This window comes from Actinoplanes oryzae, assembly GCF_030757795.1.
Classification (GTDB): domain Bacteria; phylum Actinomycetota; class Actinomycetes; order Mycobacteriales; family Micromonosporaceae; genus Actinoplanes.
In genome coordinates this window covers 1-14,006 of sequence record NZ_JAUQWH010000207.1, presented here as the reverse complement: position 1 = coordinate 14,006, position 14,006 = coordinate 1, and the positions used below count along the sequence as shown (strand labels likewise).

The window sequence follows — 14,006 nt, the reverse complement described above, 5'->3', positions numbered from 1 at the left end:
CGGCCGCGGCGGCGCCGTCGAGCAGGGCACCCGATCGGGTGCCCGGGTGCCGGCGGCCGCGGCGGCGCCGTCGAGCAGGGCCCACAGCTCGGGGGCGTCCTGCCGGGTGACGGGGATGCCGACCGGCTCGGGGCGCCTTGTGTGCAGGGCACGCCAGGTCGCATAGGCCATGACGCCCACCGTGGCGATGCAGACGGGCAGGCCGAGGCGCAGCGCGGCGCCCCGGGGCAACGTCGACAGGACGAGCATCACGGGCACGACGACCAGCGCAAGCTGCGCTGCCGCCGCGGCCAGGAACCCGGCCAGCGCGGCGGTCGAAGCCCACACCAACTTCTGCACGCGGCCAGCCTAGGCGGCGGCACCGACACGATGCGGAGCGGCCAGCCCCACCGGCCGCCACCCCCACGGCGCTGACCAGCGGAGATCACCGGCGATCCGGTCACCGAAATTTAAGGAAGATTTCTGTCGGCGGGCGCGCGCGTTTCGGTGCCCCGCCAGCGGGGATCCAGGGACCATGGCCCTTCTCGACCAGACCGCCCTCGCCGCGATCAAGGGGTACGCCTGGCTGCCCGACCTGCGCCGCGCCGCCGGCGGCCGCCCGGTGCACCTGCGGGCGATGGGACAACCGGCCGTCGCGGTGTGCGGCACCGACGCGACCCGGTTCTTCTACGCCGAGGGCAACCTCGAGCGGCACACGGCCCTGCCGGCCCTCGTGGTGAGCACGCTCTTCGGCAAGGGCGCCGTGCACACCCTGGACGGCGACGCGCACCGGGTGCGCAAGGCGCTGTACACGTCGCTCCTGATGGGCGCCGGCATCGACGAGGCCGCCAAGCTCACCGGCGAGGCGTTCGACGAGGCCGCGGACTCCTGGCGCGGCGCCGGCCCCATCGTCCTCTTCGACGAGGTGGCCAAGGTCATCGCCCGGGGCATGACGCGCTGGACCGGCGTACCCGTGGCGGACGACGAGCTCGACGGCCTGGCGGCGGACCTGGTTGCGATGGTGGACGGCTTCGCGACCGTGGGCCCGCGGTATGCCCGGGCCCGGATCGCCCGCCGCCGGCGCGAGCAGTGGCTGGCCTCCCTGATCGACCAGGTACGCACCAACCGGCTCGACGTCCCCGCCGAGGCACCGTTCACCAAGGTCGCCCTGTTCGCCGACGAGCGCGGCGAGCTCGACGCCCGGACGGCCGCGGTCGAGCTGCTCAACATCATCCGGCCGGCGACGGCGGTCACGTGGTTCGCCGCGTACGCCGCACACGCCCTCGACCGGCATCCGCAGCACCTGACGCCGCTGCGCGCGGGCGACGACACGTTCACGACGGCGTTCGTGCACGAGGTGCGCCGCTTCTACCCGTTCGCGCCGTTCCTGGGCGGGCGGGCGACCCGGGACCTGACCTTCGACGGCGCTCACATCGCCAAGGGCGCCCTGGTCCTGCTCGACGTCTACGGTCAGAACCACGATCCGGCGTTGTGGGCCGACCCGTACGACTTCCGCCCGGCCCGCTTCCTCGACCGGCAGCCCGGCGAGTTCGACCTCATCCCGCAGGGCGGCGGCGACCCGCGCACGGGCCACCGCTGCCCCGGCGAGAAGATGACGATCGCGCTGCTGGGCACGCTCTCCCAGCGGCTGGCCGGGCTCGACTACTACGTGCCGCCGCAGGACCTCTCGATCGACCTGAGCCGCATCCCCGCGAAGGTGCGGAGCGGCTTCGAGATCGGGCTGCTCTAAAGCCAGTCGATCTCCGGGGCGGGGTGGAAGGCCACGCCCCGGTGCCGCCAGCGGGGGCCGAGATCGGCGAGGCGGCGGCGGAAGGACTCCCAGTCCCGGCCGGCGCGCGGCGACCAGGCGATCTCCGCGATCGCGGGCAGCCGGGGGAACGCCATGACCTGGGCGTCGGCAAGGCTGCGCAGGGTCTCGGACCACAGCGGCGCGGCGACGCCGAGCAGGTCGGCCTCGCCCACGCCGGGGAGGCGGTCGGCCGGATCCCACGAGTACGCCCGCTCGACGCTCACCGTGCCCGCCCAGTCCAGGCCCAGCGGGGTGTCGGCGGCGTACTTCATGTCCAGGTACGACCGGTCGGCCGGCGACATGATGACCTTGTTGCCCCGGGCCGCGGCGCCGGCCGTGCCCGCGTCGGAGGCTTCGATCCGCCAGTACTGGGTGACGGCGTCCGGGGGCAGCTCGACGGCGGCCATCTCGTGCCAGCCGACCGGCCGCTTCCCCGTGGCGGCCACCAGCGGCAGCACCCGCTCGATGAACGTCCGGTAGTCCTCGGCCGTGGTGGCCTGTGCCTCGTCGCCGCCGATGTGCAGGTACGGCCCCGGGGTCAGCGCGGCGACCTCGCGGAGCACGTCGGCCACGAAGGCGTACGTCTCCTCCTTGGTGGCCACCAGGGAGCTGTAGCCGACCTCGAGGTCCGTCCGCGGCGCCGGCGCGATGCCGTCGGCGGTCAGCTCCGGGTACGCCACCTGGGCGGCATTGACGTGTCCGGGCATGTCGATCTCGGGCACCACGGTGACGAAGCGCTCGGCGGCGTACGCGACGATGTCGGCGTACTGCTCCTTGGTGTAGAAGCCCGGCCCGGCACCGTCGACGCCCGTCCCCGCGCCGCCGCTGATCGCCGTGAGCTTGGGCCAGCTGTCGATCTCGAGCCGCCAGCCCTGGTCGTCGGTCAGGTGCAGGTGCAGGTGGTTGACCTTGAAGGGCACGACCTGGTCGAGGTACGCCTTGACCTCCGCGACCGTGAAGAAGTGCCGCGCGACGTCGAGCATGACGCCGCGGTAGCCGAAGCGCGGCCGGTCCTCGATCACGCCGCCGGGCACCGTCCAGGCGACCTCCTGGGGCGTGCCGGCCTCGATCTCGGCGGGCAGCAGCTGGCGCAACGTCTGCACGGCATAGAACAGCCCGGCCGGGTCGCCACCGGTCAGGTCGACGCCGCCGGCGGAGACCTCCAGCCGGTACGCCTCCGCGCCCAGCCCGGCGTCGAGCCGCAACCGGATCGCGCCGTCGGCGTCGAGCGGCAGGACGTGTCCGGTCGCCGGGCGCAGCGCCGCGAGCAGGTGCTCCGCGACCTTTTCCGTGCCGGGGGCGGCGCTGACGGCCGTACCGGAGTCAATGGTCCAGGAGACGGCCGGGTCGGGCCGCACGTGCGCCGGGACGGGAATCACATCGCCGAGAACTTTCGTCACGTCATTAACTCTAAACGCTCTTTCCAGTTTCCGGCGGCCTAGGCTTTCGCCATGCCGATCACCTTCCGGCGGCCCGGCGCCGACGACGCCGCCGCCCTGCACGATCTCGCCGCCCGCACATTCGGGCTCGCGACGCCGCCCGGCACGCCGCAGGCCGACATCGACGCGTTCATCGCCGAGCACCTGTCGGCGGAGGCCTTCGCCCGCTACCTGGCCGACCCGCTGCGGGCGCTCGTGGTGGCCGAGGAGGACGGCGCGCCCGTGGGTTACACGATGCTGGTCGGCGGCCCGGTGCAGGACCCGGACCTCGTGGTGGTCCTCGACAAGGCGGCGGGCGAGCTGCCGCTGATCGAGCTGAGCAAGTTCTACGTGCTGGCGGGCAGCCACGGCTCCGGGATCGCCGCCGCGCTGATGGCCGCCACGCTCACCGCCGCCGAAGAGGCCGGGGCGGCCTACTGCTGGCTGGGCGTCAACAACCGCAACGAGCGGGCGGCGCGCTTCTACGCCAAGCACGGCTTCGAGCTGATCGGCACCAAGCGCTTCCGCGTCGGGGAGACGAGGTTCGAGGACCACGTCCGCGGCCGCATGATCTGAAGCGGACGCGGACGCGGAGGCGGACGCGGTCCGCGGCCGCGCCGTCCGGCCGCGAACGGGCGCGGTCCGGCCACGGGCGCGGCCGCGAACGGGCGCGGTCGCCGCCGGGCGCGGCCGGGCGCGGTCGCGGACTGCCGCGCCTCAGGCGACGAGCGGGCGAACCTCCTCGGCCACGAAGCGCACGAAACCCTCCGGCGACTCCTCCTCACCCGTCGGCTGCAGGACGACCGTCGTCGCCCCGGCCGCGGCGAAGGCGGCCACGCCCTCCGCGATCGTCTTCGCGTCGCCGGACAGGCCGGGCCACGCGGCTCCGTACTTCTCCTGCAGCCGCGCCAGGCTCTCGGCGGCACCCGGGCCGGTCGCCGCCGGGACGAAGGCCACGATGTCGTGGCCCGGGCCGGGGTTGATCTGCTCGATCGCGGTGCGCACGCCCTCCGGCGGCGTGCCGCCCTCCAGGATCGTGCCGTCGCCCAGCTCGCCCGCGATCGCCCGGGTCTTGACGCCGGTCGCGCCCACCCACACCCGCGCCGCCGGGGCCGACGGCCAGTCCAGCTTCACCCGGGCGAGCTTCACGTAGCGCCCGTCGACGGTGACCTCCTCGCCGGCGAGCAGCGCGCGCAGGGCCGTCAGGTGCTCGCGGAGCAGGGTCAGCGGGGAGGCCGCCCGCGCGCCGACCTGACCCATCCACTCCTGGACGCCGTGCCCGACGCCGGGCATCGAGCGGTCGCCGAAGATCCGGTGCAGCGTCGCGATCTCCATCGCGGTCAGGGCGACGTTGCGGAACGGCACCGGCATGAGGCCGATGCCCACCTTGAGCCGCTCGGTGGCCCCGAGCGCCGCGGCCGCCGCGGCGATGCCGCTGTTGAGGAACGAGTCCTCCCAGAGCCACAGCTGGTCGAGGCCGGAGCGGTCGGCGACCCGGGCGACCTCGAGCAGCTTCTCGGGAGGGTTCTGAGGCAGGAAGATGGCGCCAAGATTCGTCACGCGTCCATGGTCCACGGTGCCTGTGACAATGTCCGCCCCGTCTCGAGCAGAGTCTTGAGATTCGAGAGCACGGCCGGCCAGCCGAGCGAGACCGCGTCCAGGTCGCTCTGCCCGGGCAGGTTCTCGTGGGTCACCGTGACGCGGACGATCTCGTGGTACGCCTCGATGTCGAAGGTCACGCGGGAGGGTTCGGGCTCGCCGTCCCACTCGGTGACGAGCCGCCGGGGCGGAACAGCCTCGATCACCGTGCCGGTCACGTCGGCGATGCCCGAGCCGTCGGTGCGCCGGTGTTCCCACCGCGAGCCGGGCTCCCAGTCGGAGACGTTCGCGTGGCCCCAGAACCGGGCGGTGAGGTCCGCGTCGGTGAGGGCGTGCCACACCTTCTCGGGTGTGCTCTCGATGTAGGTCGTGTACACGTAGGTCGGCCGGTCGCTCACGTCTGCCTCCGCTCGTCGCTTGACCGCGCTCAGGACGCGCAGCCGGGGCTGCTCGAACTTGTCGATCCACCGCTCCTGCACCTCGTGCAATGGCACGGGGTTGAGGTAGTGCAGCTTCTCCCGGCCGCGGCGGACGGTGCTGATCAGGTTCGCCGCCTCCAGCACGCCCAGGTGCTGGGTCGCCGACTGCCGGGTCATGGACACCTGCTCGCACAGCTCGCTGAGGGTCTGGCCGGCGCGGCGGTGCAGCAGGTCGAGCAGGTGCCGCCGGGTCGGGTCGGCGAGCGCCTTGAACACCGCGTCCACCCCGCCACGTTATGCAGGCAATTACCTGCATGTCAACGGCCGGCGTCCCCCGATGGGGTGACAGGCCGTTGACCAATGACGATGTGCATCCAAGACTCCGGGGGACTCGACGGCGGGGAGGCCGTGCCATGGAGGAACAACCTCCGTATTTGATAGACCTCGGGGACGACAGCATCACCGTCAGCTCCGACACCGACGGCTCGGTCATCGACATCGCCGTACGCGGCCCGTGGACGGACCCGACAGGCACGGCGGTCGCCACGGTCCTGCGCCAGTGCCTCGCCGAGCGGCCCGCGGGAGTGGTCGTCGACGTGACCGGGCTCGACGACGGCGACGCGGTGTCCGTACCCGTGTGGGTGCGGGCCGCGGAGGCAGCGGCCGCGACCGAGCCGGCCACCCGGTTCGTGGTGTGCGCCGCGCCCCGTTCCGCGCTGGCCACCGCACTCGACCGCGCCGGGCTCGGCGGGCACGCCGGAGCAGACCAGGCACGTTCCGCGTGCGGCGGGCAGCTCACCCACGTCGTCCGGCAGCGGCTGGAGTGCTCGCCGTTCTCCGCGAGCCTCGCGCGCAACCTCGTCGGCGGCGCCTGCCACGAGTGGCACCTGCCCGCGCTGCTGCACCCCGGCCGCGCGGTCATGTCCGAGCTGGTCAGCAACGCGGTGGAGCACGCCCGTACGGACATGGCCGTGTCCGTCTCGCGGCGCGGCGACCTGCTGCACCTCAGCGTGTGGGACCAGGATCCGACCCTGCCCCGGATCCGCGCGCTCGCGCCGGTGCGGGACGGGGAGCCGCTGGACGAGCGCGGGCAGGGGCTGCGGGTGGTGCACGCCGACTCGGTCGCGTGGGGCGCGATCCCCACGGCGGGCGGCAAGCTGGTGTGGGCGACCGTACGGGACCGGGGCGGCCGCTCGCGCAGCTGGTGACCCTTGGATAGCCTGCGCCCATGGCCATCGTCCGGGCAGCCACCGCCGCCGATGTCGACGCGATCTGTGACGTGTGCACGCGCGGCTATCGGGCGACGTATCCCGACCTGCTCACCCCGGAGTACATCGACCGGGTCGTCGCCGAGTTCTACCGGCCCGAGCGGGTCCGCACCGAGATCGGCGCGGCGCCGCCGCACTGGCTCGGTTACCAGGTGGCCGAGGAGGACGGGCGCGTGCTCGGTGCCGCGGGCGGGGGCCTCACCTCCCCCGGCACCGGCGAGCTGTTCGTCATCTACCTCGACCCGGACCACCGCCGGCGCGGGCTCGGCACGCTGCTGCTCGACCGCGTCACCGAGCAGGTCGTCGAGGCCGGCGCCACGCGGATGTGGGTGTCGGTGCTCGACGGCAACACCAAGGGCATCCCGTTCTACCGGGCGCGGGGCTTCGAGCCGGTCGAGCGCAAGCACGCCTTCGGGGCGCGCGCGGACGAGGAGGTCTACTCCTGGCGCATGGTCAAGCCGCTCAGCTGAGCGCCTCCCGCGCCTCCATCAGCGCGAAGCCGAGCAGGTTGAGGCCGCGCCACCGGCCCGGGTCCTCGACGCCCTCGTCCGTCGCGGCCATGCCGATGCCCCAGACGCGGTCCACGGGGCTGGCCTCGACGAGCACCCGCCGCCTCGTGCCGAGCAGATAGGCCCGCAGATCGGCGTGATGCTTGAACTTGGCCACGCTCGCGTCCCGCACGATCGCACGGCGCTCACGCTCCCAGACGGCCTCGTCGAAACCGCGCACCCGGCGGCCCAGCATCTTCGCCTGCCGCGGATGGCTCGCCACGAGCACGCGCCGCGCCGACTCCTCGTCGCCGAAGAGCAGCGCCTTGCGCCACATCATGTAGTGCTCGGCCGTCGTGAAGCGCACCCCCTCCGCGGTGAACGCCGACGGCCACCACTGGCTCAGACAGCCGGAGCCGATGCTGCCGTCGCGCTGCGGCCGGTGCCCCCAGAAGAAGAGGAACTTCAGCGGCTGGTCCGAAGCGGCCAGGGAAGCGACGTCCATGCGCCCAGTATCTCCCGGCGCGCGAGTGGTTTTCCCAGGCCAATGACCACAGTGGAGCCGATCGCCGAAAAATGTCAGAGGGTCCCGCTAGGTTCCTGTCCAGGATCGACGCCACGGGGGCGCCGATCCGCCGACGTCCCGCGGAGCAGGGTCTCTCCTGCTTCGCGGGCCCGGTCCACGAGCTCGGACGGCGACTCGACGGTGAAAGGCGCGCCCAGGGCGCCGAGGACCATCACGGGCCAGCCCAGGTCGTCGACGCCCATGCGCAGCCGGCAGCGCCCGGCGTCCAGCTCCTCGACGCGGCCCCACTGCCCGACGAAGGAGCGGACCCGCCCGGCGTCGGCCGCGAGGAGCACGGCGACGTCATAGCGGGAGCGCACGTCGTTCAGCCGGTCGCGCAGCCACGCCGCCGGGTCGCCGCCGGGCAGCTCGCGCGGGCGGAAACGGGCGCCGGTCGGTCGCGGGGCGGTGAGCCGGTCGACGCGGAAGCTGCGCCAGTCGCCGCGGTCGAGGTCCCAGGCGATCAGATACCAGCGGCGGCCCAGGGACACGAGCCGGTGCGGTTCGACGTGACGGGCGGCGGGATCGGCGGGCGGGCGCGGGGCGTAGTCGAAGTGGAGCCGCTCCTCGCCCCGGCACGCCAGCGCGATCGTGGTCAGCACCGCCGGGTCGAGCACCGGGCCGGCGCCGAGGAGCCCGGGCGCCGTGACCGCGCGCAGGGCGTCGACGCGGCGGCGCAGGCGGGGCGGGAGCAGCTGGATCACCTTGGCGAGGGCGCGTACGGAGGTCTCCTCGAAGCCCGCCACCCCGCCGGCCGCCGCCGACCGCAGCCCGACCGCGATGGCGACCGCCTCGTCGTCGTCGAGCAGCAGCGGCGGCACCGCCGTCCCGGCGCGCAGCTGGTAGCCGCCGGCCACCCCGCGGGCCGCGTCCACCGGATAGCCCAGCTCCCGCAGCCGGTCGACGTCGCGCCGCAGGGTGCGCGGGCTCACCTCCAGCCGCTCCGCCAGCTCGCCGCCGGGCCAGTAGCGATGCGTCTGCAGCAGCGACAGCAACCGCAGCATCCGTCCGCTCGTGTTGGACATGGCCCTACGGTCACACGAATAGCGGTCAGAAAGTGACCCCGAATAAGCTACCGGCGTGAGAATGCCGCGGGTCCTGACCCGTCTCGTCGAGGGCCTGACCCGGCCCGAGCCGCGCGTCCCCGAGCAGCGGCGGAGCAACCCCGGCGCGGTGGTGGACTGCGCTGTTTACCGGGCCGGCGACCGGCGGCCGGGGCACCTGCACTTCGCCGACGCGGCCCGGACGGCCCGGCGCCAGCGGGGTGCCTTCGTGTGGCTCGGGCTGCACGAGCCGGACGAGCGCACCATGGCCGCGGTCGCGCGGGCGTTCGGGCTGCACGAGCTGACCGCCGAGCAGGCGACCACCGGCGGCCACCGGCCCGGCGCGGAGATCACCGGGGAGGTGACCCGGCTCGTGCTGCGGACCGCGCGCTACGTCGAGCACGAGGAGCTGACCGCCGACTCGGAGGTCGTCGACACCGGTGATGTCACGGTGCTCGTCGGGGCCGACTTCGTGATCACGGTCCGGCACGGGGCGGCGGGCGCGCTCCGGGCCGTACGAGCGGAGCTGGAAGCCCGTCCGCAGCTGCTGGCGGAGGGCCCGTGGGCCGTGGCCCACGCCGTCTGCGACCGGATGGTCGACCTCTATCTGGAGGTGGCCGGCGAGGTCGAGCGTGATCTCGAGCACGTCGAGGAGACCGTCTTCGCCCCCGGGCAGCGCATGGACATCGCGCACATCTACCAGCTCAAGCGGGAGCTGGTCGAGTTCAAGCGGGCCGTGCTGCCGCTCGGCGAGCCGCTGCAGCGCCTCCTCGACCGCGGGGTGGTGCCGGTGGCCCTGCATCCGTACCTTGTGGACGTGCGGGGTCGCCTCGTGCGCGCCGTGGAGCGGGTCGCCGCCTTCGACGACCTGCTCAACTCGATCCTGCAGGCCCGGCTCGCGCAGGTGTCCGTGGATCAGAACAACGACATGCGCAAAATCGCCTCGTGGGCGGCCATCGCCGCGGCGCAGACGGGCATCGCCGGCGTCTACGGTATGAACTTCGCCACCATGCCCGAGCTGGGCTGGAAGTACGGCTACTACGCCGTGCTCGCGCTGATGGCCCTGACGGCGGTGCTGCTGCACCGGAGATTCAAGAAGGTGGGCTGGCTGTGACGATCACCGAGCCGGACGAGCGCTGGGCGGAGCTCGGCCGGCAGGAGTGCAAGGTGCTCGCGCCCTACTTCCGGGCGGTCGAGCACATCGGCAGCACCGCCGTGCCGGGGCTGCCGGCCAAGCCGGTCATCGACGTGCTGGCCGCGCACGAGGATCTGGACGACGTCAACGACGACCGGCTGGAGACCTTCGGCTACCGGCTGCAGCCCGCCACGATGCCGGACCGGCTCTGGTACAGGCGGGAGAACTACGACAGCCTGGCCTTCCACCTGCACGTCGTGACGGTCGACAGCTGGCCCGAGCGCAACGAGCGGTTCTTCCGCGACTACCTGCTGGCGCATCCCGACGCGCGCGACCGTTACGCAGCGTTGAAGATTGAGCTGATGGAGCGTTTCGGCCCCGGGGAGGCGTACACGCGGGGTAAGACCGCTTTCGTCCAGGAAATCACCGATGCCGCCCGTGCTGAGCTGGGACTTCCCTCGGTTCCGGTCTGGGAGGAATGACGCCCTCCTCCGTTCGGATCATGGGTCCAGTCCGGACGGAAGTGGCAGCTCGCTACGCTGCGTGACATTGTTGTCGGCGTGGAGACGATGGTGACCGAGGTGCCGAGCCGGTACGGGCTCGTCGCCCGCCTCCGCGGCCATCTGGACTTGTTCCTCAACGCCGGCTCGCTCATGGCGACCACCGCGCTGACGTCGCTGTTCGGCTTCGCGTACTGGTGGGTGGCCGCCCGGGCGGCGGCGCCGGAGGCCGTGGGCCAGGCGTCGGCCGCGGTGTCCGCGATGACCCTGATCGGCACGATCGGCATGTTCGGCATGGGCACGATGCTCATCTCGGACCTCGGTGCCCTGCGCACCCCCAAGTGGCAGCTGATCTCCACCTGCCTGCTCGTCGCCGGCTCGGCCGCGACCGTCGGCGGCCTGCTCTACGTCGGCCTGGCCCACTGGGCGCTGCCCGGGCTGCGCGACGCGCTCGGCAGCACGCCCGCCACCGTCCTGCTGGTCGCCGGCATCGCGCTCAACGCCATGACGCTGGTCCTCGACGAGGCACTGGTCGGCCTGCTCCAGGGCCCGCTGCAGCTGATGCGCAACGCGTGGTTCTCGGTCGTCAAGCTGGTCCTGCTCGGCGTGCTCGCGCTGCTGCCGATCACCCTCGACGGCGGCGTGCTGCTGCTCACCTGGGTGGCCGGCATGGTCGCCTCGGTCGCGGTGCTGGGCCGGGCGCTGCGCCGCCGGGGCATGATCGATTCCGTACGCCCCCGCGCCGCCCTGCTCCGCGGCCGCGGCCGGTCGACCTTCGACCACAACCTGCTCAACCTGGCGACGTACCTGCCCCGCGCGGCCCTGCCCCTGGTGGTCACCGCGGTCCTGTCCGCCGAGGCCAACGCGGCCTTCTACACGGCCTTCATGGTCACGTCGTTCCTGGCCATGGTCCCGGGCAACGTCGCGCTGACACTCTTCGCCGTGGCCAGCGGCGACAAGGCGGCACTGCGCTCGAAGGTACGCGTCGGCCTGGCGCTCTGCCTCGGCATCGGCCTGCCCGCGTCGCTCGTCGTGCTCGTCGCCGCCAGGCCGATCATGTCGCTCTTCGGCGCCGCGTACGCGGAGACGGCCGGCACGGCGCTCGCGATCCTGGCGCTGACCTACGTCCCGTTCGTCTTCCACCATTTCTTCCTGGCGATCTCCCGGGTCCAGGGCACGGTCCGCGGTGCCGGCATCTTCTCGGTCTTCGCCGGGGTCGCCGAGCTCGTCGCCGCCTGGTACGGGGGCAGCCGCGGCGACCTCACCGACCTGGTCACCTGGGTGGCGATCGTGATGGCCGCCGAGACCGTGCTGGTCGCCCCGACCGTGCTGCGCGTGGTGTTCGCCGGCACCCCTGACGAAGGAGACAACATCGTGTCGTCGACGAGCCTGACGCTGCGTGAGCGCGCGTGGCTGCCGCTGGAGTACATCCGGACCGTCGGGCCGCTGACCGGGGTGACCGCGTACCGGCTGCGCCACGCGCTGATCGGCCTGCACGCCACGGACCCGTCGCACCGGGCGGTGTCGCGCCTCGACCGCAAGAACGCGCGCTGGCTGCACATGGACGCGGCGGCCTTCGCGGCGTACGTCGAGGAGGCGGTCACCGACCTCGGGCCGGGCCCGGTCGACTTCGACGCGATGTCCCGCGAGCTGCAGGCCGAGCCGATGGGCCACCACCCGGTGCGGATCCTGGCCGGCGGCGGCTACGTCGCGATGAAGGTCGCTCACGCGTACGGCGACGCCGGTCCCGTGAACGTGCTGCTGCGCGAGCTGGTCCGCGCGGCCGGCGAGGAGCGCGCCGCGGTGGTCGAGCCCTCCGTGCGGCACCGGTGGGCGCTGCCGAAGGCGTGGTGGAAGCAGTTCGGCACCAAGCCCGGCACCTGGAAGCAGGGCCTCGTCTTCGCCCGGCCGCCGGCCGCGGAGGTCGTGCCGACCCGGGCGTGGGCCCCGAACCTGACCGTCAGGACCGCGCGCTCGGGCGACGTGCTGGGCCGCATGCGGACGTGGCGCGACCAGCACGCCCCGGGCGTCACGACCTCGGCGATCACCTTCGCGGCGTTCACGGCCGCGCTGCGGGACCTGGGGCTGGACCCCGACCTGCGGGGCGGCATCTTCCTCGCCGACGCCCGCCGCTACCTCGGCGAGGGGGTGCGGATCGACAGCAACTTCTGCATGGGCCCGTACCTGTACCCGGCGGACCTGACCGACCCGCGCGAGATCCACAAGACGCTCAAGGCGGAGCTGGCCACCGGCCGGATCCTGTCGATGATCGTGCTGCGCGAGGGCAAGATGCTCGTCGCCGGGGCGCCGGGCGAGCCCGGCCCCTACCCGACCGAGGTGGCCGTGGCCCCGCGGCCCCGCCTGACCTTCAGCAACCAGGGCCGGCACGACCTGCTCGGGGACCTGCCGTGGGCGGTCGGCCCGGGCGCCCGGATCAACCAGAGCGTGCCCACCGCGACCTGCAACGACGGCATCACGCTGACCACGTCGGAGATGAACGGGACGCTGCACCTCGAGGCCACCTTCCACGCCTCGACCTACGACCCGGCGACCATCGCGCGGGCGCTGGAGCTGGTCTGCACCGACCCGGCGGCCCTGATCCTGGCCGCCCGCTGACCGGGTCCGCGCGCGGCCGGCCGCCCCCCTGCCGGTCGCGCGCGGGCCTTCCCTACAGGACGAGCGTCTTGTTCTTCAGCACGGTGAGAGCGATCTCGAACCTCTTGGACTTCTCGACCGGGTTGTCGCCGCAGGTGTTGTACGAGATCTCCGCCGTCAGCGGCACCTCGGCCGTCCTGTTGTAGTCCGCCGTCACCCGGAACGCCGTGCGCTGCGGCTTGTCCTTGGGGCCGAGCGTGCTCGCGGTGGCGAACGACGAGTAGGTCTCGGTGTTGGCGGGGTAGCCGACCTCGACCTTCCGCCCGCTCAGCCACACCTTGGCGTCGCAGACCGGCTTCTCGGTGTCCCACCAGACGTCGACCCAGGTCGCCACGTGCGCCTTGACCGGCTTGACGTAGTCGAGGAACGGGTGCGGGCCCACCTTCGCCGCCGCCGCTGCCGGGGCGGCCGTCGCCACGGTCGCGATCGCTGCCGCCACCACCGTCGCCAGAGTCTTGCGCATGCCGTTTCCCTCCGCTTCGCCGGATCGGCCCCCGTGCGCGACCCGGTCAAGCAGAGATTAATACAGCTTTTGGTACATTATGTGCAGTCCGACGAGGCCGTGCGACGCCGAGGCGAAGGCCTCCGGGATCGTGGTCATCACCTCGAAACCCAGGGACTTCCACAGCCGCACGGCCACCGTGTTGGTCTCGACGACGGCGTTGAACTGGATGCCGTGATAGCCCTCGGCGCGCGCCCAGGCGATCAGGTGCTCGCCCAGCGCCCGCCCGGCCCCGCGGCCCTGCGCCGCCGGGTCGACCATGAAGCTGCCCGTCGCGATGTGCGCGCCGGGGCCCGGCTTGTTGGGGCCCATCTTGGCGGAGCCGAGGATCGTGTCCCCGTCCACGGCGACCACGGTCCGCGCGGGCGGCTCCTCCATCCAGATCGACCGGGCCAGCTCGCTGCTCGCGCCGAGCGGATAGACGTACGTCTCCCGAGCCTCCACGATCGCCGACCAGAACGGGAAGATGGCGGGCCAGTCGTCTGCGGTGGCTTCCCTGATGTCCATGCCCGCGACTCTAACCAGCCGCTTGCGCCTTGACGAACATGTTCGTTACGATCGTGTTCGTGAGCCCCCGCCGCGAGCCCGTCAGCCGCCGCACCCGCCCCACGAAGGCCCCGCTCAG

14 protein-coding genes and 1 pseudogene are annotated in these 14,006 nt (G+C 72.9%); 7 read left to right on the top strand and 8 right to left on the bottom strand.

Going from position 1 to position 14,006, the window contains the following annotated elements:
* Positions 1–339 (bottom strand): annotated as a pseudogene (locus RBH18_RS39000) (hypothetical protein); the annotation flags it as partial.
* Between the two features lie 175 nt (positions 340–514).
* Between RBH18_RS39000 and RBH18_RS38995 the strand changes: the two are divergent.
* The gene (locus RBH18_RS38995) at positions 515–1,729 is read left to right on the top strand and encodes a cytochrome P450 (protein ID WP_306215537.1); all 1,215 of its coding nucleotides are present in this window, start codon (positions 515–517) and stop codon (positions 1,727–1,729) included.
* Here RBH18_RS38995 and RBH18_RS38990 read toward each other — a convergent pair.
* The gene (locus RBH18_RS38990) at positions 1,726–3,189 is read right to left on the bottom strand and encodes a beta-N-acetylhexosaminidase (RefSeq protein ID WP_306215536.1); all 1,464 of its coding nucleotides are present in this window, start codon (positions 3,187–3,189) and stop codon (positions 1,726–1,728) included. The genes RBH18_RS38995 and RBH18_RS38990 overlap by 4 nt on opposite strands.
* A 51-nt stretch (positions 3,190–3,240) precedes the next feature.
* On the opposite strand from RBH18_RS38990, the gene RBH18_RS38985 reads away from it, so the two are divergent.
* Complete coding sequence (locus RBH18_RS38985) at positions 3,241–3,783, top strand: GNAT family N-acetyltransferase (RefSeq protein WP_306215534.1); 543 nt, start codon at positions 3,241–3,243, stop codon at positions 3,781–3,783.
* A gap of 141 nt (positions 3,784–3,924) precedes the next feature.
* Here the strand turns inward: RBH18_RS38985 and RBH18_RS38980 are convergent, their stop codons facing one another.
* Both RBH18_RS38980 and RBH18_RS38975 read right to left on the bottom strand, forming a co-directional pair.
* Positions 3,925–4,767 (bottom strand): LLM class flavin-dependent oxidoreductase, encoded by an 843-nt coding sequence (locus RBH18_RS38980; RefSeq protein ID WP_306215533.1) that lies wholly within the window; start codon positions 4,765–4,767, stop codon positions 3,925–3,927.
* Positions 4,764–5,510, bottom strand: coding sequence for an ArsR/SmtB family transcription factor (locus RBH18_RS38975; protein ID WP_306215532.1), 747 nt, complete (start codon positions 5,508–5,510; stop codon positions 4,764–4,766). Before RBH18_RS38975 ends, RBH18_RS38980 begins: the two co-directional genes overlap by 4 nt.
* Before the next feature lie 128 nt (positions 5,511–5,638).
* On the opposite strand from RBH18_RS38975, the gene RBH18_RS38970 reads away from it, so the two are divergent.
* Together RBH18_RS38970 and RBH18_RS38965 are read left to right on the top strand one after the other, a co-directional pair.
* Positions 5,639–6,433, top strand: a complete 795-nt coding sequence (locus RBH18_RS38970) for an ATP-binding protein (RefSeq protein WP_306215531.1) — start codon at positions 5,639–5,641, stop codon at positions 6,431–6,433.
* 20 nt (positions 6,434–6,453) lie between these two features.
* A complete protein-coding gene (locus RBH18_RS38965; RefSeq protein ID WP_306215530.1) occupies positions 6,454–6,963 on the top strand; it encodes a GNAT family N-acetyltransferase in 510 nt (169 codons plus the stop codon).
* Here RBH18_RS38965 and RBH18_RS38960 read toward each other — a convergent pair.
* Both RBH18_RS38960 and RBH18_RS38955 read right to left on the bottom strand, forming a co-directional pair.
* Positions 6,956–7,486: an NADAR family protein gene (locus RBH18_RS38960; protein WP_306215529.1), complete on the bottom strand. Its 531-nt coding sequence runs from the start codon at positions 7,484–7,486 to the stop codon at positions 6,956–6,958. The genes RBH18_RS38965 and RBH18_RS38960 overlap by 8 nt on opposite strands.
* 74 nt (positions 7,487–7,560) lie before the next feature.
* Positions 7,561–8,571 (bottom strand): helix-turn-helix transcriptional regulator, encoded by a 1,011-nt coding sequence (locus RBH18_RS38955; RefSeq protein WP_306215528.1) that lies wholly within the window; start codon positions 8,569–8,571, stop codon positions 7,561–7,563.
* A 61-nt stretch (positions 8,572–8,632) separates the two neighbouring features.
* On the opposite strand from RBH18_RS38955, the gene RBH18_RS38950 reads away from it, so the two are divergent.
* From RBH18_RS38950 to RBH18_RS38940, 3 genes are all read left to right on the top strand, one after another.
* Entirely contained in the window at positions 8,633–9,703 is a 1,071-nt protein-coding gene (locus tag RBH18_RS38950) for a magnesium and cobalt transport protein CorA (protein ID WP_306215538.1), read from the top strand.
* Positions 9,700–10,206, top strand: a complete 507-nt coding sequence (locus tag RBH18_RS38945; protein ID WP_306215527.1) for a GrpB family protein — start codon at positions 9,700–9,702, stop codon at positions 10,204–10,206. The genes RBH18_RS38950 and RBH18_RS38945 overlap by 4 nt, the downstream gene beginning before the upstream one ends.
* A gap of 78 nt (positions 10,207–10,284) precedes the next feature.
* Positions 10,285–12,840: a lipopolysaccharide biosynthesis protein gene (locus RBH18_RS38940; protein WP_306215526.1), complete on the top strand. Its 2,556-nt coding sequence runs from the start codon at positions 10,285–10,287 to the stop codon at positions 12,838–12,840.
* A 52-nt stretch (positions 12,841–12,892) separates the two neighbouring features.
* On the opposite strand, the gene RBH18_RS38935 is transcribed toward RBH18_RS38940, so the two are convergent.
* On the bottom strand, positions 12,893–13,342 hold the full coding sequence (locus RBH18_RS38935) for a hypothetical protein (protein WP_306215525.1): 450 nt from the start codon (positions 13,340–13,342) through the stop codon (positions 12,893–12,895).
* 57 nt (positions 13,343–13,399) lie between these two features.
* Positions 13,400–13,888 carry a GNAT family N-acetyltransferase gene (locus RBH18_RS38930; RefSeq protein ID WP_372339053.1) on the bottom strand — a complete coding sequence of 163 codons (489 nt, stop codon included), beginning with the start codon at positions 13,886–13,888 and terminating at the stop codon, positions 13,400–13,402.
* Positions 13,889–14,006 lie beyond the last annotated feature (118 nt).

Bases quoted from the DNA above. Each gene is read 5' to 3' on its own strand.
- RBH18_RS38995 (WP_306215537.1), top strand. From the start codon at position 515: ATGGCCCTTCTCGACCAGACCGCCCTCGCCGCGATCAAGGGGTACGCC.
- RBH18_RS38985 (WP_306215534.1), top strand. From the start codon at position 3,241: ATGCCGATCACCTTCCGGCGGCCCGGCGCCGACGACGCCGCCGCCCTG.
- RBH18_RS38970 (WP_306215531.1), top strand. From the start codon at position 5,639: ATGGAGGAACAACCTCCGTATTTGATAGACCTCGGGGACGACAGCATC.
- RBH18_RS38965 (WP_306215530.1), top strand. From the start codon at position 6,454: ATGGCCATCGTCCGGGCAGCCACCGCCGCCGATGTCGACGCGATCTGT.
- RBH18_RS38960 (WP_306215529.1), bottom strand. From the start codon at position 7,486: ATGGACGTCGCTTCCCTGGCCGCTTCGGACCAGCCGCTGAAGTTCCTC.
- RBH18_RS38955 (WP_306215528.1), bottom strand. From the start codon at position 8,571: ATGTCCAACACGAGCGGACGGATGCTGCGGTTGCTGTCGCTGCTGCAG.
- RBH18_RS38950 (WP_306215538.1), top strand. From the start codon at position 8,633: ATGCCGCGGGTCCTGACCCGTCTCGTCGAGGGCCTGACCCGGCCCGAG.
- RBH18_RS38935 (WP_306215525.1), bottom strand. From the start codon at position 13,342: ATGCGCAAGACTCTGGCGACGGTGGTGGCGGCAGCGATCGCGACCGTG.
- RBH18_RS38930 (WP_372339053.1), bottom strand. From the start codon at position 13,888: ATGGACATCAGGGAAGCCACCGCAGACGACTGGCCCGCCATCTTCCCG.